The 19,368-nt window shown below is 68.5% G+C and carries 18 protein-coding genes; 11 read left to right on the top strand and 7 right to left on the bottom strand.

Annotation, left to right across the window (positions count from 1 at the left end):
* Positions 1-43: 43 nt before the first annotated feature.
* From ACOZBP_RS04445 to lspA, 4 genes are all read right to left on the bottom strand, one after another.
* Positions 44-1,303, bottom strand: a complete 1,260-nt coding sequence (locus tag ACOZBP_RS04445; protein WP_419756332.1) for a cytochrome P450 — start codon at positions 1,301-1,303, stop codon at positions 44-46.
* Between the two features lie 110 nt (positions 1,304-1,413).
* Entirely contained in the window at positions 1,414-1,818 is a 405-nt protein-coding gene (locus tag ACOZBP_RS04440; RefSeq protein ID WP_372692915.1) for a MerR family transcriptional regulator, read from the bottom strand.
* A gap of 84 nt (positions 1,819-1,902) precedes the next feature.
* Positions 1,903-2,445, bottom strand: coding sequence for an MAPEG family protein (locus tag ACOZBP_RS04435; protein WP_372692910.1), 543 nt, complete (start codon positions 2,443-2,445; stop codon positions 1,903-1,905).
* Positions 2,442-2,966, bottom strand: a complete 525-nt coding sequence (gene lspA, locus ACOZBP_RS04430) for a signal peptidase II (protein WP_372692911.1) — start codon at positions 2,964-2,966, stop codon at positions 2,442-2,444. The genes ACOZBP_RS04435 and lspA overlap by 4 nt, the downstream gene beginning before the upstream one ends.
* A gap of 204 nt (positions 2,967-3,170) precedes the next feature.
* Between lspA and ACOZBP_RS04425 the strand changes: the two genes are divergently transcribed.
* Positions 3,171-3,653, top strand: a complete 483-nt coding sequence (locus tag ACOZBP_RS04425; protein WP_422675202.1) for a hypothetical protein — start codon at positions 3,171-3,173, stop codon at positions 3,651-3,653.
* Positions 3,654-3,876: 223 nt separating this feature from the next.
* Here the strand turns inward: ACOZBP_RS04425 and ACOZBP_RS04420 are convergent, their stop codons facing one another.
* The gene (locus ACOZBP_RS04420) at positions 3,877-4,212 is read right to left on the bottom strand and encodes a hypothetical protein (RefSeq protein ID WP_422675201.1); all 336 of its coding nucleotides are present in this window, start codon (positions 4,210-4,212) and stop codon (positions 3,877-3,879) included.
* 141 nt (positions 4,213-4,353) lie between these two features.
* Between ACOZBP_RS04420 and ACOZBP_RS04415 the strand changes: the two genes are divergently transcribed.
* From ACOZBP_RS04415 to ACOZBP_RS04375, 9 genes are all read left to right on the top strand, one after another.
* Complete coding sequence (locus tag ACOZBP_RS04415; protein WP_040349348.1) at positions 4,354-5,607, top strand: TolC family protein; 1,254 nt, start codon at positions 4,354-4,356, stop codon at positions 5,605-5,607.
* Complete coding sequence (locus ACOZBP_RS04410; protein WP_040349349.1) at positions 5,607-6,815, top strand: efflux RND transporter periplasmic adaptor subunit; 1,209 nt, start codon at positions 5,607-5,609, stop codon at positions 6,813-6,815. Before ACOZBP_RS04415 ends, ACOZBP_RS04410 begins: the two co-directional genes overlap by 1 nt.
* Positions 6,816-6,826: 11 nt before the next feature.
* The gene (locus tag ACOZBP_RS04405; protein WP_419756330.1) at positions 6,827-10,048 is read left to right on the top strand and encodes an efflux RND transporter permease subunit; all 3,222 of its coding nucleotides are present in this window, start codon (positions 6,827-6,829) and stop codon (positions 10,046-10,048) included.
* The gene (locus ACOZBP_RS04400) at positions 10,045-10,647 is read left to right on the top strand and encodes a cation transporter (RefSeq protein WP_372695266.1); all 603 of its coding nucleotides are present in this window, start codon (positions 10,045-10,047) and stop codon (positions 10,645-10,647) included. Before ACOZBP_RS04405 ends, ACOZBP_RS04400 begins: the two co-directional genes overlap by 4 nt.
* Positions 10,644-11,342 (top strand): methyltransferase family protein, encoded by a 699-nt coding sequence (locus ACOZBP_RS04395; protein ID WP_419756328.1) that lies wholly within the window; start codon positions 10,644-10,646, stop codon positions 11,340-11,342. Before ACOZBP_RS04400 ends, ACOZBP_RS04395 begins: the two co-directional genes overlap by 4 nt.
* 150 nt (positions 11,343-11,492) lie before the next feature.
* Complete coding sequence (locus tag ACOZBP_RS04390; protein ID WP_419756383.1) at positions 11,493-13,559, top strand: heavy metal translocating P-type ATPase; 2,067 nt, start codon at positions 11,493-11,495, stop codon at positions 13,557-13,559.
* The gene (gene copM, locus ACOZBP_RS04385; protein WP_419756327.1) at positions 13,556-13,999 is read left to right on the top strand and encodes a CopM family metallochaperone; all 444 of its coding nucleotides are present in this window, start codon (positions 13,556-13,558) and stop codon (positions 13,997-13,999) included. Before ACOZBP_RS04390 ends, copM begins: the two co-directional genes overlap by 4 nt.
* Before the next feature lie 114 nt (positions 14,000-14,113).
* A complete protein-coding gene (locus ACOZBP_RS04380; RefSeq protein ID WP_422675200.1) occupies positions 14,114-14,425 on the top strand; it encodes a hypothetical protein in 312 nt (103 codons plus the stop codon).
* Positions 14,426-15,628, top strand: a complete 1,203-nt coding sequence (locus ACOZBP_RS04375) for an acyltransferase family protein (RefSeq protein ID WP_134581248.1) — start codon at positions 14,426-14,428, stop codon at positions 15,626-15,628.
* Between the two features lie 13 nt (positions 15,629-15,641).
* Here ACOZBP_RS04375 and ACOZBP_RS04370 read toward each other — a convergent pair whose 3' ends face one another.
* A complete protein-coding gene (locus tag ACOZBP_RS04370; protein WP_419756325.1) occupies positions 15,642-16,145 on the bottom strand; it encodes a Fur family transcriptional regulator in 504 nt (167 codons plus the stop codon).
* Positions 16,146-16,335: 190 nt separating this feature from the next.
* Here ACOZBP_RS04370 and ACOZBP_RS04365 point away from each other — a divergent pair, with 190 nt between their 5' ends.
* On the top strand, positions 16,336-18,495 hold the full coding sequence (locus ACOZBP_RS04365; RefSeq protein ID WP_419756324.1) for a heavy metal translocating P-type ATPase: 2,160 nt from the start codon (positions 16,336-16,338) through the stop codon (positions 18,493-18,495).
* A 19-nt stretch (positions 18,496-18,514) separates the two neighbouring features.
* Here ACOZBP_RS04365 and ACOZBP_RS04360 read toward each other — a convergent pair whose 3' ends face one another.
* Entirely contained in the window at positions 18,515-18,943 is a 429-nt protein-coding gene (locus ACOZBP_RS04360; RefSeq protein WP_134581245.1) for a DUF411 domain-containing protein, read from the bottom strand.
* Positions 18,944-19,368 lie beyond the last annotated feature (425 nt).

The raw sequence follows: 19,368 nt of genomic DNA, 5'->3' as shown, positions 1-19,368 counted from the left end.
GTGGATGGGAGAGAAGGGCCCCGGCCAGCCCGAGGAACCGGCATCAGGCGCCCCCCTCATTGAGGGCCGCGTCGCGCGTCTCCATTCGGAACCCGCTTCCGGGGAGGGCCGGCAGGCGGCGGAAGTCGATCTCCAGATCCTGATCCGGCAGCCGGTAGTTCAGGTCGGCGAGCAGGCCGACGGCGCGCTCCATCAACTCCACGACGATCCCTTCGCCAGGGCAACGGTGACCGGTCGCCGCATCCCCACCGCCCTGGGGGATGAGACCGAACGGATCTCCGGAGCCGTCGCTGAACCGCTCCGGCCGGAACGCCTCGGGATCAGTCCAGTGTGCGGGATCGTGATTGGAGCCATAGAGGTCGAGGACCACCTGACGGCCCTCCGGGAAGACCAGGTCGCGCCAGCGAAACGGCGCGCGCACACGCCCGATCACTGCCGGGAAGAACGGATAGAAGCGTCGGACTTCCTGGACGAAGGCGCGGCGACGTCCGGGGTCGGCGACGGCCAGACGGGCCGCATCCGGGTGAGCCTGCATCGCGTGCGCCACAAACACGATGTAGACCGAGGTCGCGACAGTCGGCCGCAATACATTGGCCAGTTCGACCGCCGCCGTGTGGATCGGCAACGGTTCGCCGTCTTCGGCGCGGGTCCAGGCCCAGGCGTGGGCGGCCGTGTCCGGATCCGGCGACAGACGGCCGGCGCGAATGTCTTCAATGATCGAGCCCAGCCAGGCGTCGACGCGGCGACGCGCGTGCCTCGACCACAGATGCCGGGGGCCCCGCGATCCCGCCGCGTCGAACAGCGCCCTCAGGTGACGGACCCGCTTCGCTTCGTCGTGCGGCTCAAGCGGCACGCCGGCCCAGCCGCAGACAGCCCGCGTCAGCACCGGCTGCAGGGCGTCATAGAGCACGATGTCCTCCTCGCCGGCCCATTCGACGGTCGCGCGCCGCCACTCCGCTTCGAACAGTTCGCCCAGCCGCGCGACACGGGCTGGCGACATCAGGGAGATGAACACGCCCTTGCGGGCGCGGTGGGCCTCGCCGTCCAGTCCCTGAACGCCGCCCTCGCCGAGCAGCGTGCGGCGGACCGGCGCCGGCATGGCGCCCGCCCGCACGATGCGGGTCTCGTCATAGAAAATCCGCGCCGCCTCGCGGCCTCTCAGACAGGTCGTCTCCTTCAACGCCAGGCGGGTCTCGACGACGTCGGCGCCGGCCTGCCCGAACAAGTGGGAAAGGCGCCGATAAGGGTCCATCAGCAGGGCCAAGGTCTGGTCGCTGTGTCGCGAGGTCGGCCGATGCGTCATCAAATCCTCCAGAAGGACGGGTGGTCCGCGACGGGAGCCGTCAATCGCCTCAAAACGTCACGGTGGGCCAATGGCTCCGGGGTCTTTGCGCCTTCCGATCTTCCACAGGGTCAAGGCGGCGCGGACGGATCGTGCAACGCCTCGATCACCTTGCAGGCGGAGACCCGGCCCCCGGCGCATTCCGTCGTCATCCGTGAGAGTTCGCGCTGGAGGGCGCGGAGCCGGGCGATCTTCTGTTTCACATCGGCGAGATGACGTTCGGCCAGGGTGCTGGCCTCGGCGCAGGGCCGATCGGGGTGATCCGACAGATCAAGCAAGGAGCGGATCGAATCCAGATCGAAGCCCAACTGGCGGGCATGCCGGATGAATGACAGGCGGCGCTCCGCCGCGTCGTCATACATGCGCCGGTCGCTGGCGGTGCGCGGCGGCGCCGGGAGCAGGCCGATCTCTTCATAGAAGCGGATGGTCGGAACCTTGACGCCCGTGGCGGCGGCCAGCTTGCCGATGGGGCGCAACCCGGACGAGGCGGGAGAGGGGAGGGGCATCGCGTCAGCTCGCAACGGCGGGTGAAAGGCAGAAGTCGGCGGGGCGAGGAGGGGTCATCGGCCCAGCCCCATCAGCGCGAGGGCGATGCCGAAGGCGGCGATCGTGGAGGCGCCGGTGAGCGCCATGCCGAAGGCGCGGGCCGCCGCGCCCCGCGCGTAACCCAGGGCGAAGAACACCCGTCCGACCAGATAGAGGGCCACCAGCACCGGCAGCAGTACCATCTCCTCGCCGCGCAGCACGGTGGCGAGGACCAGGTGGGCGCCGACCGCCAGGACCGTCTGTTCGAGCGAGTTCTGCAGCACGGCGGCGGGCACCGCGAGCCTGGCGCTGGGCGCCGCGTAGGCGGAGCCGGGCCGGTCGGCATCGGACCGGAACCGGAGGCTGGCCACCACCCTCAAACACCCCGCGAGCCAGAGGAAGACCGGGAGATCCGCCTTCAGGGCATAGGCCAGGCGATCGGCCGTCGCCATGTCCCGCGCCGCGCCCAGAAGCGGCGGCGGGAGCCAGAGCCAGGCCGAGGCCAACGCTGCGACCGTGATGACGATCGCCGGCGCCGAGCGGACGGCGATCGCCTTCTGTTCGGCGGAAAACCTCATCGCGCCGCCCGTCCCAGGGTCGGGGACGCCGCGCGGCTGTCCGAGCCCCGGACGGTCAGGAGGAGCAGCGCGACGCCGCAGACAATGGCCGCATCGGCGAGGTTGAAGGTCGGCCAGTGCGCCTCGCCCCAATGCAGGTCGATGAAGTCAGTGACCGCGCCGAAGCGCAGCCGGTCGAGCAGGTTGCCGATCGCTCCGCCGGCGATGAGGCCCGCGGCGGTCGCCGTTAGGGCGCTGCGCGTGCGCCAGATCCAGGCGAGCAGGGCGCCGATGATCACGAAGGCCACGGCGCTCAGCGCCCATCGTCCCACGTCGCCCGAGCCGGCGAACAGGCCGAAGGTGACGCCGGGGTTGAACCCGAGACGCAGCGCGAGAAACGGCGTGAGGTCGATCGGAGCGTCCAGCTGAGCGCGCGCTGCGGCCTTGGCGGCCTGATCCACGACGGCGACCACCGCCGCGAGCGCGAAGGCGATCGTCTGCAGGCGGCGGGGAACGCGTCGGGTCGGGTGCATGGTGATCATGAAGCCTCCAATGGATTTCAACTGATTTTGGGCCCTCTAGTTACTAGAGGATCAAGCGGGTTTTATCTGACGGGCGTTTCTTTCATGGAAGCCATGCATTCTCGGCATGATCGTCTAGCCAATGGGAGATGCATGCTTCTCGCGAAAGGGTAATCCGATGACTGAACCCCCTCTCGTCCTGTGCACTTCCTCGCCCGGCTGCAGTTGCGGCGTGGCCTCCAGGTTCGACGGCGCCACCCCGCCTACCGGCGCATCCTGATGGCGGTGATCGCCGTCAACGGCGCCGCCTTTATGGCCATAGCCAGCGGCGCCTCCCTGCAAGGCTCGGCGCCCCCTGGGCGCCAATGTGCTCGACTTCCTGGCCGACGCGCCACCTACGGCATCAGCCTGGCCGTGATCGGACGTTCGGTCGCCGTGCAGTCCGGGGCGGCCAATGGCCAAGGCGCCAGCCTCGTTGCGTTGGTGCTGTTATTCCTCAGCTACGCGATCTCGCGAGCCACCTCCGGGGCGCCGTCCCGTGGCATCACCGGACTGGGCGCTCTGGGCTTCTTCGCCAACGCCCTGGCCGGCTTACTGCTGGTCCGCCACTGCGCAGGCGACTCCAACGTCCGCTCGCTCTGGCTATGCGCGCGCAACGACCTTATCCAGAGCCTGGCGTCGCGGCGACCGGCGGAGCGGTCTGGCTGACCGGTTCACGATGGCCCGACCTGATAGCGGCAGCGCTACTCAGGTGAAGATTGCGCATTCTGCAATCTCGATCCACCTGCAGACGCAGCGAAAGAATCGGACGCGATCAGCGTGCGCTCGCTTAAAGATCGCTCGACGTTGCTGAATAGGTCGAGATGGCCGACGATGCGCCACTCTCGGCCTTGCATGTCGACTTTCCCTCTCCCTCACCGCGGATTGGTGGTCACTCGAAACAGTCGCAGCCCCCGAACACTGTAACAGATTGCTTGATCGCCCGAATGAAAGTATCCACCAAGCGATGGCGTGGCCAATTGCGACATGGGCAAGACTGATACTGGCGGTGACCCTGGTCTCCGCCGTGTTTTTCGTCGCCCCGATCGCTGACGCCGCGACCTGCGTCCCGGAGACGGCATCGGCTCACGCCATGGTCGTTGAAGATGCGGGCGATGGCGACCAGGTCGACCTTGGCGCTGGGCACGGAGTCTGCACCCACGGCCACTGCCACCACAACGGAACTGCCCGTGCGGATGTCGCCGACCACATCGCGATGCAGATCCACGCGCGGCCTGTTCACGCCTTCCCCTCGAGTGATTTTCCGTCGTCGATCTCTCCCGACGGCCTGAAGCGCCCTCCCAGAGTCTGACCGGACGTCTGCGCCGCCGTGCGCGCGAACTCGTGTCAAATTTCTGGAAGATGAATCATGCCTCCCTCATATCGCAGGCCGCCGCGTTTCGCGGTCGGCTGCGCGTTGGCCGCATTCGCGGCCGTGCTGGCCAGTCCCGCTTGGGCTGACCCCGCGCCGTCCTTCGCCGAGCTGCTCGCCCAGCTGGGTCAAACCCCGGCCACCCTTGAAGCCGGCGCCCTGTCGGACGCCGCCGAAGCACGTGTCCGCCAGGCCCGTGCGAGGCCTAATCCGACGATCGCTCTCGACGCCGAGAACGCTTTCGGCACGGGGCCCTTCTCGGGCTACGCCAATGCCGAAACCACCTTGTCGATCAGCCAGGACCTCGAGCTGTGGGGACGTCGGACCGCGCGGGTCAATGTCGCCCGCGCGGAAGCCGGAACCGCGGCGCTGCAGCGGGATCTCGCCATCATCGACGCCGCCGGAAGGCTCGCTCAGGTCTATGCCGATGCGGAAGCCGCCCAAAGGCGGGCTGCTCTCGCGGAGGAAAGCCTCACCCTGACCATCGCCGATGCGAGGGCCGCCCTTGTTCTTGTCGAGGAAGGCCGTGAGCCGCTGCTGCGCGGCATCCAGGGGGAAAGCGAAGCGGCTGCGGCGCGTGCCTCTCGCGATGAGGCCGTCGCGGAGCGCGACGCGGCCTTCGCGCGGCTGACCGCAGTCGCCATGTTGGCGGCTCCGGTCACGACGATCGACACCAGCCTGCTGGACCTCGCACCTGCCGCGACCTTCGCTCCCCCGGCGGAGGCGCCGGCCGTTCGCGTCGCCGAGGCTCAGCGCGCGGCCGCCGAACGCCGGATCGACGTCGAGCGGATCCGCTCGCGTCCTGACATCAACGCCAGCGTCGGTGTCCGTCGCTACGAGATGGAGGACGCGACGGCGCTGACTTTCGGCGTCAGCATGCCGCTGCCCCTGTTCGACCGCAACCGCGGGAACATCGACGCGGCGCAGGCCGACTTCCGGGCTGCGGATGCGCGGCTCCTGGGCGCCCGCCAGGAGGCCCAGGCCGATCGCGCCGCGGCGCGGGCGCGCCTCGCGGCCTCTGTGAGCCGGGTCTCCGCCGCCGATGCAGGGGTGGCGTCTGCCGAGGAGGCCTACCGTCTGTCGCGGATCGGATCCGAAGCGGGGCGCATCTCCCAACTCGAGCTGCGGGTCACCCGTGCAGCCCTGATCTCTGCCCGAACTTCGGCCGTCGATGCGCGCCTTGCACGCGTCCAGGCCGAGATTGAACTTGCGCGCCAGGACGGCCGCGCCCCCTTCCAAGGAGCCCAATGATGCGCAAGCGCACATCCAACAAGACGTTGCTGATCGGCGGCGCCGCCGCCGTCGTTCTGCTTGGCGGAGGCGGGCTGTTCCTGCTCACGCGCGGGCCGGACGCCGCTCCAGCCGCCGCCGAGGGTGAGGCGGGTCACGCTGAAGAAGAGGGCGCCCATGCCGAGGGCGAAGCCGGCCACGAAGGCGAGGCCGAAGCGCCGGAAGGCTTCGTCGCTCTGAGCGCGGCCCAGGCCCAGGCCGCCAACCTGATCGTGGTCGGCGTCGGTCGGGGAGGGGGCGCCGAAACCCGGCTCTCCGGGCGGGTCGAGCCCATGGTCGACGCGCGCGCCGCTGTGGCGGCGTCCGTCGGCGGGCGGGTCGAGCGGGTTCTCGTAGCTCCGGGCCAGTCGGTCCGGATCGGTCAGCCCCTGGCGAGCGTCGTCAGCGGTGAAGCGGCGACGTTCCGCGCGGACGCAGACGCGGCGGCCGCCGAAACTGAAGTGGCGCGCCAGGCTTATCAACGCAACCGCAATCTGGCGGACCAGGGCGTTGTCGCCCGACAGGAGGTCGAGGCGTCCCGCGCGCAACTGCTCAGCGCCGAAGCCGGCGCCCGCGCGGCTCGCGCGCGGTCCAGCGCGGCGGGCTCGCCCAACGCTTCGGGCCGCCTCAGCGTCACCAGCCCCATCACCGGAGTCGTGACCAGCGTCCAGGTCGGACCGGGCGGCTTCGTCGCCCCTGGCGGCGTTGTCGCCGAGGTCACCAACCCGGCCAGGGTTGAGCTCGTCTTCAACGCGCCGCCTGCTTTGGCCGCCAATGTAAGGGCCGGGGCGCCTCTGCGGGTCAGCAGCCCCAGCGGCGACTTCGACGCCATCGTCACCGGCGTGGCCGCAGGCGCGGGCGGCGAAAGCGGCGCCACGGTCATTCGGGCCCGGCCGACGGGCTCTGTCCTCCCGCCGGCCGGTTCCGCCGTCACGGGGGCGATCGTGACGGGCGAGACGACGGGCGGTCTCACCGTGCCGACCGAGTCCGTCCAGACCGTCGACGGCAACACCGTCGTCTTCGTTCAGGTCCCGAACGGCTTCCAGGCCCGTCCGGTGCTCGCCGGTCGTCAGGCCGGGGGGCGGACTGAAATCCTGCGTGGCCTCACCGGGGCTGAACGGGTCGCCGGCACGAACGCCTTCCTCCTCAAAGCCGAGCTCGCCAAGGGCGAGGCCGAGCACGGTCACTAGGGGCGCACCGAATGTTCAAATTCATCATCGAACTCTCGGTCAAATTCCGATGGTTCGTGGTTCTCGCCACGGCGCTTGTCGCGGCCTACGGACTCCTCGAGCTGACACGGCTTCCCATCGACGCCGTGCCGGATATCACCAATCGCCAGGTCCAGGTGACCACGGTCGCTCCGGCGCTCGCGCCTGAACAGATCGAACGACAGGTCACCTACCCGATTGAAACCGCCATGGCCGGCATTCCCGGCCTGACCACGACCCGATCCCTCAGCCGAAACGGCTTCAGCCAGGTCACGGTCATCTTTACCGACCAGACCGACATCTATTTCGCGCGCCAGCAGGTCGCCGAACGGCTCGCGGGCGCCCGGGAGGCCATGCCTGACGGGGTGGAGCCGACCATGGCCCCGATCACCACGGGCCTCGGTGAAGTGCTGATGTGGACGATCGACTACAAGCCGTTCAACAGTCAGAACCTCGCCAAGCCTGGCGAGCCGGGCTGGCAGGCCGGCGGAGCCTATCTGACGCCCGAAGGCGATCTGCTCTCGACCCCGCAGCAGCGCGCCACCTATCTGCGTACCGTACAGGACTGGATCGTCGCGCCGCAAATGCGGACCGCCCCCGGTCTCGCGGGCGTCGACACCGTCGGCGGCTATGTGAAGGAGTATGCGGTCCGTCCGGACGCGGCGCGCCTTTCCGCCTACGGCCTGGGCATGGGCGACCTTATCCAGGCTCTTGATCGCGCCAACACCCAGGCCGGCGCGGGCTATATCCAACGCGCTGGCGAAGCTCTGACGGTCCGCACCGACGCCCTGGCCTCAACCGTGGAGGACCTGGCTCAGGCGCCGGTCGTCAACCGGAACGGCCTGATCGTGCGGGTCGCCGATGTCGCCACGGTCGAGATCGGCCAGGCTCCGCGCCTGGGCGGCGCCAGCCGTGACGGCCACGAGGCCGTGCTCGGTACGGCGCTGATGATCGCGGGCGGCAACAGCCGCACCGTGGCCCAGGCGGCCGGGGAGCGTCTTGAGGAAGTTCGCAAGACGCTGCCCGCGGGGATCGAGGCGGTAACGGTTCTCGACCGTAGCGCCCTGGTCAACTCGACAATTTCGACGGTGGCGCGCAACCTCACCGAGGGCGCGCTTTTGGTCATCGTCGTTCTGTTCCTGCTGCTCGGCAACATTCGTGCGGCCAGCATCACAGCGCTGATGATCCCGATCAGCTTCCTGTTCGCCGTCATCGGCATGAACCGGTTCGGCATCAGTGGAAACCTGATGAGCCTGGGCGCGCTGGACTTCGGCCTTCTGGTCGATGGCGCGGTCATCGTCGTGGAAAGCACCCTCCTGATGCTATCGCAACGGCGGATCGATCTGGGACGGGCCCTGACCCGTCGGGAACGCCTTGATGTCGCCGTGGCCGCAGCTCGCAAGATGGTCAAGCCGGCCGCCTTCGGTCAGCTGATTATCCTGCTCGTCTTCACTCCCCTGCTGATGCTTGAGGGCGTCGAGGGCAAGACGTTCGTCCCCATGGGCGCGACGGTCATGCTGGCGCTCGTCGGCGCCTTCATCTTCTCCTTCACCTTCGTGCCGGCGATGACGGCCTTGCTGGTGCGGGATCCCAAGAAGGTCGAGACCGACGAACACGGCCAGGCCCACGAACACGAAACCTTCCTGCTCCGCCACGCGCGGCGTTGGATCCAGCCGGCCATCCGCGCCGCCGTCGATCGTCCGAAGATCGTTTTGATCTCGGCGCTCGGCGCGGTCGTTGTCGGTGGTCTGGCTTTCTCGTCCCTGGGGAGGGAGTTCATCCCCACCCTGGACGAAGGCGACATCGCCATGCAGGCGCTGCGGGTTCCCTCGGCGTCGCTGGAACAGTCCCTCGCCATGCAGATGGCGTTGGAACGGGTCATCACCGCCCAGCCGGAAGTCGAGACCATGTTCTCCAGGACCGGCACCGCCGAGGCGGCCGTCGACCCGATGCCGCCCAACATTTCGGACAGCGTCATCGTTCTGAAAGACCGCAAGGACTGGCCTGATTCCGGTCTCGAGAAGGAAGCCCTTCTCGAGCGCTTCGAAGATCTGGCCAATCAGCAGATCGGCAACAACTTCGAGTTTAGCCAACCCATCGAACTTCGCTTCAACGAACTGATCTCAGGCGTGCGGACCGACCTCGCGGTCATGGTCTATGGCGACGACTTCGACACCATGCAGCGGGTCGCGGATCAGGTGGCCGGCGCGCTGCGCCAGACCACGGGCTCCGCCGACGTTCGCGTCGAACAGGCGTCCGGCTTGCCCACCCTGACGGTCAGCGTCGATCGGTTCGCGGCGGCCAGCTACGGCCTGTCCGCAGCCGACGTCTCCGAAGCGGTCTCGGCCGCCATCGGCGGCGCGGAGGCCGGCCGGATCTTCGAGGGCGATCGTCGCTTCGACGTCGTCGTCCGCCTACCGGACGATGCACGCAACGATCCGGCGGCGCTCGCGGCCCTGCCCATCGTCTCTGCGACGGGCGTGACCGTGCCTCTGTCCTCGGTGGCTCGCATCCAGAGCGCCGAGGGGCCGAACCAGATCAGCCGCAACGACGGCAGCCGACGGATGGTGGTCCAGGCCAACGTCCGCGGCCGGGATCTGGGCGGCTTCGTCACCGACGCGCAAGCGAAGGTCGATCAGATCCAGCTCCCGCCAGGCGTCCGCCTGACCTGGGGCGGTCAGTTTGAGAACCTCAAACGCGCCGAACAACGCCTGGGCCTGGTTATTCCGATCGTCTTCGTTTTGATCGGGGTGCTGCTGTTCATGGCCCTGGGGTCGTTCTCCGAGGCTGGGCTGGTCTTCGCCTGCGTGCCCTTGGCCCTGATCGGTGGAGCCTTGGCGCTTCTCCTGCGAGGGATGCCGTTCTCGGTGTCTGCGGCCGTTGGCTTCATCGCCGTCTCGGGTGTGGCGACCCTGAATGGACTTGTTCTGATGCAGGCCATTCGCGAGCGATTGCAGGCGGGGCTCGCGCCCCGGGACGCGGCGATCGAAGGGGCGTCCAGCCGATTGCGTGCGGTGTTGACGACAGCCTTGGTCGCCATCGTCGGCTTCATCCCGATGGCCCTCGCCCACGGCGCGGGGGCCGAGGTGCAGAAGCCTCTGGCGACTGTCGTCATCGGCGGCCTCCTGACCGCGACAGCCCTGACCTTGCTGGTCCTGCCGACCTTCGCGGCCAAGGCGGTGCGTCACCGCAAGGACGAGGGGGTGGAGGATTGATTGCTCGCACTCAGGATGACCGTCAGCAGCGACGCACGTTGCTGACGGTTCTCGCGCTCAACGCGGGCCTGGCATTAGCTCTTGGGATCGGCGGCCTGTCCGCCGATTCCAGCGCTTTGCTGGCCAACGCGGTGGACAACGCCTCGGACGCTGCTGTCTATCTGATCAGCTTTCTCGCGATCGGTCGGCCCGTTTCGTGGAAGCGGGGGGCGGCGCGCCTTTCGGGCGTCATGCTCCTCATCTTCGGCGCTGGCGTCCTTCTCGACGCGGGTCGTCGGTTCCTCATCGGGACCGAACCGATCGGCCCGACCATGATGGGGCTCGCGGTCGTTGCGGCGATCATCAACCTGATCTGCCTGCAGTTGATCCGCCGCCAGCACAGCGCCGACGTCAACATGAAGGCTGCTGAGACGTTCAGCTTCAACGACTTCGCCTCCAACGGAGGCATCCTCGTCGCCGGGGCGTTGGTGCTCTGGCTCGGCCAGGCGTGGCCGGACCTCGTCGTCGGCGTCCTCGTGGCCGCCATCGCGTTGAAGGGCGGCGTGGACATCCTGCGCGATGCGGCTAAGGATCGTCCGGATGAGGGGGAGGCGCAATGATGCCGCTCGATCCCTCCGACGACGTCTCGAGCGTCTCCAAACCCGCAAGCCCTGCTTCGTCCGGCTCATCACTTCCTGATGACGCCTGTCGATCAGCGGTCGATATCCAATCCGTTCAACGATGGCGCAAGGCGGGCATTCTCGTCGGGGGCCTGCTTCTTGTCGTCTGCGCGGCGCTCGTCACATCCTGGCCCTTGCTCGAACATCCTGTCGAGCATCTGGGCCTGATCGCCATCATGGTTTGCATCATCGGTCGGGCTTGGTGTTCCCTTTACATCGGTGGCCGGAAGAAACAGGAGATCATATCCGCAGGACCGTATTCGGTCAGCCGCAATCCGCTGTACGTCTTCAGCTTCATCGGCGCGTTTGGCATCGGCGCCCAGTCCGGCAGCCTTAGCGTCGGTTTGGTCTTCGGATTAGCCTGCTGGGTGGTGTTTCGCATCGTGGTCGGCCGCGAAGAACGCTTCCTCTCCGACGCCTTTGGACACGACTACCAAGCTTACCGTGAGCGCACCCCTCGGTTCCTGCCCAAGCTCTCCCTATGGCGCGACGAGGCGGAAATCATGATCCGGCCGGTATTCTTCGTCCGCACGGTGCGCGACGGCTTCGTCTTTCTCCTAGCGCTTCCGCTTTTCGAAGCGATTGAGCAGCTCCAGCGGCTCGGGGGCTTTAATGCCGTCGTGCCCGTGCCCTGAGGTCGGGAGAACCGGGATGACCACCTGCGAGCGGATCGCGCTGGAACCCGCTGGCCCGGCGCGCCTTCGCCCGTGTCGCTATCCCGCCCCCTCGATCGCGGCGGTCGCCGCAAGCAGCCGCGATTCCCAACCCGCAACGGGACCCTATTTATGACCAGCACAACACTGCCGGACCATCCCCACACCGAGTCCGAGGAGCACGATCACGGTGGCGTTCTAGGCTCCAATACGGAGCTGATCTTCGCCCTGACAAGTGGCCTTGCTCTGGGCCTTGGATTCGCCCTCGAGAAACTCGCAACGGGCCTTCCCGCTTGGATTCCCCTCGCCCTCTTCCTGATCGCCTACATCTTCGGCGGCTTTTTTACGGTGCGAGAAGCGTTCGAGAACCTCCGCCAGAAGCGCTTCGAGATCGATACCTTGATGCTCGTCGCAGCCGCAGGTGCGGCGGCGCTCGGGGCCTGGGCCGAAGGCGCTCTCCTGCTGTTTCTGTTCAGCATCGGCCACGCGCTCGAACACTACGCCATGGGCCGCGCCAAACGCGCGATCGAGGCCCTGGCCGAGCTTGCCCCCCGGACAGCCCATGTGCGACGCGACGGACAGGTCGTCGAATTGCCTGTCGAAGATCTGGTCGTCGGCGACACCGTGGTGGTGCGTCCAAACGAACGACTGCCCGCTGATGGCTTTGTCGTGGTCGGCACCACAAGCATCAACCAAGCCCCCGTGACCGGCGAAAGCATGCCTGTCGACAAGCAGCCCGTCGCGGATCCCGAGGCGGCGCGGGCGAGACCGGCCCAGGTCGGATCGCCGTCTCTCGTCTTCGCGGGCACCATCAATGGCTCAGGCGCCATCGAGATTGAGACGACCCGCACATCGAGCGACACCACCCTGGCCAAGGTGGTTCGGATGGTGAGTGAGGCCGAGACGCAGAAGTCGCCGACCCAGCGCTTCACGGACAGGTTCGAACGCATCTTCGTGCCTGTGGTGCTGGCGCTCGCCTTTGTCCTGCTGTTCGCCTGGGTCGTCGTCGATGAGCCGTTCCGCGACAGCTTCTATCGCGCCATGGCCGTGCTGGTCGCCGCGAGTCCTTGCGCGCTCGCCATCGCCACCCCGAGCGCCGTCCTATCGGGCGTCGCCCGTGCGGCGCGCGCCGGTGTCCTGATCAAGGGCGGCGCGCCGTTGGAGAACCTCGGCTCGCTCAACGCCATCGCCTTCGACAAGACCGGCACCCTGACCGAGGGACGGCCGCGGATCACCGACGTCATGACGGTGCGCGGGACGAAGGAGGGCGATCTTCTGGCGGTCGCTGTGGCGGTCGAACGGCTCAGCGACCACCCGTTGGCGGAGGCCATCGCGCGCGACGGTGGCGCACGCTTGCGCGATACGATCATCCCGGCCGCGATCGACCTCAAGAGCCTGACGGGCAAGGGCGTGACCGCCCAGCTGCACGGCGAGACGATCTGGATAGGGAAGCCGGAGATGTTCGGCGTCGATGGCGTAGCGCCGCTCGGCGACGAAACAACCTCTGTCGTCGCTCAATTGCGACTGCAGGGTCGAACCCTGATGGTGGTGCGACGCGGCACGCGCGATCTCGGTGTCATTGGGCTTCTTGATACGCCTCGCCCAGCGGCGCGGCCGACGCTGACCGCTCTTCGCGCCCTCGGCATCGGGCGAATGATCATGATCTCGGGCGATCACCAGAAGGCCGCACAGGCGATCGCCGGACAGGTCGGCCTGACAGAGGCTTGGGGCGACCTCATGCCCGAGGACAAGGTTGACGCCATCAAACGCCTTCGCGCTGACGGCAAGATCGCCATGGTCGGCGACGGGGTGAACGACGCCCCGGCCATGGCCACGGCGACCGTCGGTATCGCGATGGGCGCGGCTGGCTCCGATGTTGCGCTTGAGACCGCCGACGTCGCCCTGATGTCGGACGACCTGTCGCAGCTGCCCTTCACCGTCGGTCTCAGCCGACAGACGCGGCGCATCATTCTCCAGAATCTCTACGTCAGTCTCGGAATCGTCGCCTTCCTTGTGCCGGCGACGATCCTCGGCCTTGGCATCGGCCCTGCCGTGGCGCTCCACGAGGGGTCGACCCTGCTGGTGGTGTTCAACGCTCTGCGCCTGCTCGGCTACCACGACCGAACGGCGCCCATCCTTCCCAGTGCAATCCCGGCCGCCCCCGTGGCCCCGCCGGCTCTCTCGAGGACATCGTCATGAAGCGTTTCGGATGGATTTCCGTCATCGCCGTCTTTCTCGCCCTGTCGGCCTTCGCCTTCGGGATGATCTCGCGGCAAACCCGCGAGGTCCCTGCGGCGCCGTCGGCGGCTGACTCTCGCCCGAGCGACACCGAGGCAAGCCACGCTGGCGAGACCACGGACAGCCCATCGACTCGCGCCTATCGCGAGGCCAGCGCGAAGATGCACCAGGCCATGAGCATCAACTACACGGGCGACGCCGACATCGACTTCCTGCGCGGAATGATCGCCCACCACGAGGGTGCGCTCGCAATGGCCCAGGTCGCCGTCGAGCATGGCGAAGCCCGCGACGTGCGCAGTCTGGCCGATGAGATCATCGCGGCCCAGGAATCCGAAATTGTCCGGATGAGAATCCTTCTTGCGCGCCATGAGGACACGCCCGCGCCCAACGCAAGGCCCTGACGCATGGCCGGCAAACGCTTCACCGTGCGCGGCCGGAGCATTCGTTGGCGGGAAGGCCGCTATCGCCAACGAGGTAGGCGGCGGCTCCAGGCGCGCCCGCTGAAGCCACGGCCCGTGCTCGATACGCTCGTCGCCATCGGGGTCAGCCTGTTCGCAGGAGGCCTGGTCTTCTGCATGGCCCTTCTGCTGCTGGGCGCACACAAGGTGCCGCTGCATTTTGGGTACGGGGCCATTCTGGGCGGCGTGATCGGCTGCTCGTTTGTGTTTGGACCCCGCGATAGGCCAGGACTGATGGTCGTCGGAGGCTTGGTCGTCGTTTGGGTTTTGGGAACGGCCGTTCTCTACGCTTCGCGAGACCAGATCGTCCTGCGTCCACATGAGCACCGCAGCGCCGCCGCCGGGTCTGCGCCACGGAAGGCTGACTGAATGCCCGAAGCCGCGCTGACCGAGCCGTCGCCTCGCCCCATCCGGATCGCGCGCGGCGGCTGGCTGGACGCGCTGCGTTTTATCGTAGGGGCGCTGATCATCCTCTACCATTTCCGCGAGGCCGCGCCTGTGCCTCTCGGACAACTGCATCCAGTCTTCGAGCGCGGCTATCTGCTCACCGACTTCTTCATCATCGACTCCGGCTATGTCCTGGCCCGCATCTACGGTGATCGCCTCGCGTCCGGACAGGCCTCGCTGCGCGCCTATGCGCGCCAGCGCCTGCTGCGGGTCATTCCGGCCCACCTGGCGGTCAGCCTCGTTCTGGTGCTGCTCGTCGGCGGCGCCGCCCTGGCCGGGATCGCGCCCAGCAATCCGCGCTGGTTCGACTGGTCGCAACTGCCCGCGCAGGTGCTACTGGTCCAGGCCTATGGCGTGCCGGGCGGGCAGGGGTGGAACGCCCCGACCTGGACCCTCTCGGCCCTGATCGGCTGCTATCTCCTGCTGCCCTGGATCTGCCGCGCTCTGTGGCGCTGGCCGCCGGTCGCAGTGGTGATCGGCGCGACGCTCCTCGTCGTCGCCGCCGATATCGCCGCTTCGCTGTGGCTCGGCGATCCGATCTACCGCCTGCCGATGCGCTACGGCATCCTGCGCGCCCTGCCGCTCTTCCTGCTCGGGGTCGCGGCGGCCTTCTACGGTTCGCGGGTCTGTGTCGCGCCACACCGGGCCAGGGCGATCGGCCTCGCCGCCGCCTTCGCGCTCGTGGGGCTGCAGGCCTTCGGCGCCTTCAGCCTGCTGTCGCTGGGCCTGATGACCGTGATCATCTGGGCCGCCGGCGCCGTGCCGGTGCGCAGTCCTTCACGGATGATCGAGCATTTGGCCCTTATGTCTTTCTCGATGTTCCTCACCAATGAGGTGAGCCGCATCGTCTGGTTCGGCTTGCTCGACGCCTTGGGACAGGAGGCCTGGTCGTCCGACGTTCGCTGGGTCCTGTGGGCCATCGGCTTGGTCGGGGCGTTCGTGGCCGCCGCCGTGTTTCGCTACGGCTTCGACCGACCGGTCCAGACCTGGCTTAGTCCGTCCCGACGACCGGGGTCGACCCGAAGGTCGGCCGCCGCCACGGAACGGGCCGTGGAATTGGGCGGCCCCGGCGTCGCCGCGCCCGGGCGCCCGGGGCAGGCCGCCATCGACCCGCCCCGGGCTTGATCAGGGGCGCGGCTCAGTGCTTGTGGGCCCGGACCCCCGCGGCCGCCTCCGGCTCTGTCTGGGGGGCCAGATCCCGGGCCGCGCCGGGGCGCTGCGGGCGGCAGGCCGGACACAGACCCTGGCCTTCGAGCGTGATCCGTTCGATCTCGTAGCCCGCCGCTGTCGCGGCCGCGCCCAGCGACGCCATGCCGGACGAAGGGATCTGGCGACAGAAGCCGCAACAGTCGCACAGAAGAAAAACCGCAGGCGAACCGAGGCGTTCGGGATCGCAGGCCACATAGGCCTTGAGGCTGGAAAGACGATGGATCAGACCGTGAGTTTCGAGGAACTGCAGCGCCCGATAGACCGTAGCCGGCTTCGCGACGCGAGCATCCTGGTGATACGTCGCCACGAGATCATAGGCCTTAGCCGGAGCGCCCGCGACGAGCAGGAGCTCCAGCACCCTGCGCCGGGGGCGCGTCAGCTTATCCCCGGTGGCGGCGACGCTGGCGGCGGCAGCGTCCAGGGCGCGTTCCACCTGTGCGGCCGTTGGCGGCGCGGTCTCACGGTCGTGCGGACAAGGCGAGGTCATCGAGGGGCTGGGCCCGCCTCCAGGGTTCGTCGGACGGCGCTCTCCACTCCAAGGGAACGGCGGGCTCATTTTTTAGCTTGCACCTACAGTCGCTGGAGGAGGTAGCCTTGCCCTATAGAGATCACAAGGAACAGACATGACGGCGCAACCCCTCGAAAGCCGATACCGGGTCACCGGCATGGATTGCGCCAGCTGCGGCCGCAAGATCGACACGGCGATCCGCAGGCTGCCGGGCGTCGAGGACGTCTCGGTGGCGGTGCAGACCGGCGTGCTCAAGATCCGGCATGGCGGAGACCTCGCCGACGAGGCGGTCCTGCAGCAACTGCGCAACCTCGGCTACATCGGAGAAGCGGCCGCGCCGACGTCCGGAGCCGTCGCTGCGGCGGCGGGCCCACCTCCGGCGGCCGCCCGGGCCGGGGGCGCCCCGTGGTGGTGGACCGGCAAGGCCCGCCTCACCGCGCTCTGCGGCCTGGCGCTGTTGTCCGCCTATGGACTGGGCACGCTGTTCCCCTCCCTCGAACGATACGCCTTCCTCGCCGCCCTGGCCGTGGGGCTGATTCCGATCGCGTCGCGCGCCTTTTCGGCGGCGCGCCACGGCACGCCCTTCTCCATCGAAATGCTGATGACCATCGCCGCCGTCGGCGCCGTCTTCATCGGGGCCGCGGAAGAGGCCGCCGCCGTCGTCCTGTTGTTCCTGGTCGGCGAGATGCTCGAAGGGGTGGCGGCCGGACGCGCGCGCAAGAGCATCCAGGGGCTCGCCGCCCTCGTGCCCAAGACCGCCTTCGTCGAGGCGGACGGGGTGACCACGGAGGTCGCCGCCGAGACCGTGGCGGTGGGCGCGATCATCCTGGTCCGGCCCGGAGACCGCGTTCCGGCGGACGGCGAGATCATCGAGGGCGCGGGAGACCTCGACGAGGCCCCGGTGACGGGCGAGAGCGTGCCCAGGCGCAAGGTCGTGGGCGATCCTGTGTTCGCCGGCACGATTAACGGCGGCAGCGTCCTGCGGGTGCGCGTGACGGCCTCGGCCTCGGACAACACCATCGCCCGGGTGGTGCGTCTCGTCGAGGAGGCGCAGGAATCGAAATCGCCGACCGAACGCTTCATCGACCGCTTCTCGAAAATCTACACGCCGGGCGTGCTCGTGTTCGCCGCCCTCGTCGCGGTCACGCCGCCGCTGCTGTTCGGCGGGACGTGGAGCGAATGGATCTACAAGGGTCTCGCCGTGCTGCTGATCGGCTGCCCCTGCGCCCTCGTCATCTCCACCCCGGCCGCCATCGCCGCCGGCCTGTCGGCGGGCGCCCGGCGCGGCCTGCTCATGAAGGGCGGGGCCGTGCTGGAAACGCTGGGCAAGATCACGGCGATCGCCTTCGACAAGACGGGGACCCTGACCGCCGGCAAGCCCGTCGTCACCGACGTCGTCGCCGGAACGCGGGACGCCTCCCTCCTGCTGACGCTGGCGGCCGCGCTGGAAACGGGATCGAGCCATCCGCTCGCCCTCGCCATCCTCGCCCGAGCCGAGGCGGATAAGATCACGGCGCCACCGTCGTCGGCCACCCAGGCCATTGCGGGGGAGGGCGTAGAAGGCGAGGTCGGCGGCGAACGCATCTTCCTCGGCTCGCCGCTGGCCGCGGCCCGACGCGCGCCGATCACGCCGGCGCAGGACGCGACCATCGCCGCTCTGAACGCCGAGGGCAAGACGGTTTCCGTCCTTGTCGTCGAGGAGGGCGTCGCCGGCTTCCTCGCCATGCGCGACGAGGCGCGGCCCGACGCGGTTCAGGGGCTGGCTGACCTCAAGGGGCGGGGCATCCGCACCGTCATGCTGACGGGCGACAACCGCCGCACGGCGGAGGCGGTCGCAGCCGCGCTGGGCCTCGAGCCCCGGGCCGAGCTGCTGCCGCAGGACAAGCTGGTGATCGTCAAGGCGCTTCAGGCCGAGGGTCTGGTGGTCGCCAAGGTTGGGGACGGCATCAACGACGCCCCGGCCCTGGCCCAGGCGGATGTCGGCATCGCCATGGGCGGCGGCACCGACGTGGCCCTGGAGACGGCGGACGCCGCCGTCCTGCACGGCCGGGTCAGGGACATTCCCGACATGATCGCCTTGTCCCGCGGAGTGATGGGCAATATCCGGCAGAACATCACCATCGCCTTGGGCTTGAAGGCGGTGTTCCTGGTCACCACCGTGATCGGGGTGACGGGCCTGTGGCCCGCCATCCTCGCTGACACCGGAGCCACGGTCCTGGTCACCGCCAACGCCATGCGCCTGCTGCGCTGGACGCCGCGTCGTCAACCGTCGTGACTGCCGGCGGTGCGCCTTCTCAGGCCCCGTTGTGGCGACCGAACACGCGGGTCGAACCGTCGTTGAGGATCAGGACGGTCGCATAGGGTTCGCGCCCGGCGGCCTCCATGCCCGGCGAGCCCGCCGGCATGCCGGGCGCGCTTAGTGCGCGGGCGGCGGGGCGTTCGCCGAGCAGCCGCTCGACATCGCTCGACGGAACATGGCCCTCGATGGCGTAGGCGCCGACCACCGCTGTGTGGCACGAGGCGAGGCGGTCCGGAATGCCATGCCGGGCCCGGATCGGGGCGAGATCCTCGCGCTCGACGACCTCGACGTTCCAGCCCGCCTGGCGCATGTGGGCGATCCAGCCGCCGCAGCAGCCGCACCATGGCGTCTTGTAGGCGATCATCCGTTTCGGGGGCGCGGCGAGGGCCGGGCCGGCCACGGCGACCAGGGGCAGGCCGAACACGAGGGTCCGGCGGGACAAGCGCGGGCGAGTTTGAACCAAAGTGAGCGCTCCTTGGGAGTCCAAATCCCACCATGGCGGGCGCGGGCCGGTTTGGCGACGGGCGCAGTTGTCGCGCCCTGACCTGACGTCGCCCAGGCGTTGAGCGCCGGCTAAGTCCGCCCATATCGCAGCGGAACCTCTGGTAGAAGGCCCGCACCCGCCCGGGCAGGACACAGCCCCCTGCTCGGCCGGCCCGGCCAAGCGAATCCGTTCGCCTGAGGCGCCCGGGGTCTCGCAACCATGCCTTCGCTGACGTATCGCGACCGTACGAGGCCGGTCACGCAAGCGCTGATCCCCGTGGAATGGTCATGGGCGACGGGATTGAGGAGCCGGCGGAAGCCGGAGGCGAAGCGTCCGCTGCGGCGAACCGTGGCGTCGAGAGCTAG

Source organism: Brevundimonas sp. NPDC058933 (assembly GCF_049315965.1).
Lineage (GTDB): Bacteria > Pseudomonadota > Alphaproteobacteria > Caulobacterales > Caulobacteraceae > Brevundimonas.
Note: the sequence above shows the minus strand (reverse complement) of the source record. Positions and strands in the feature narration are given on the sequence as shown.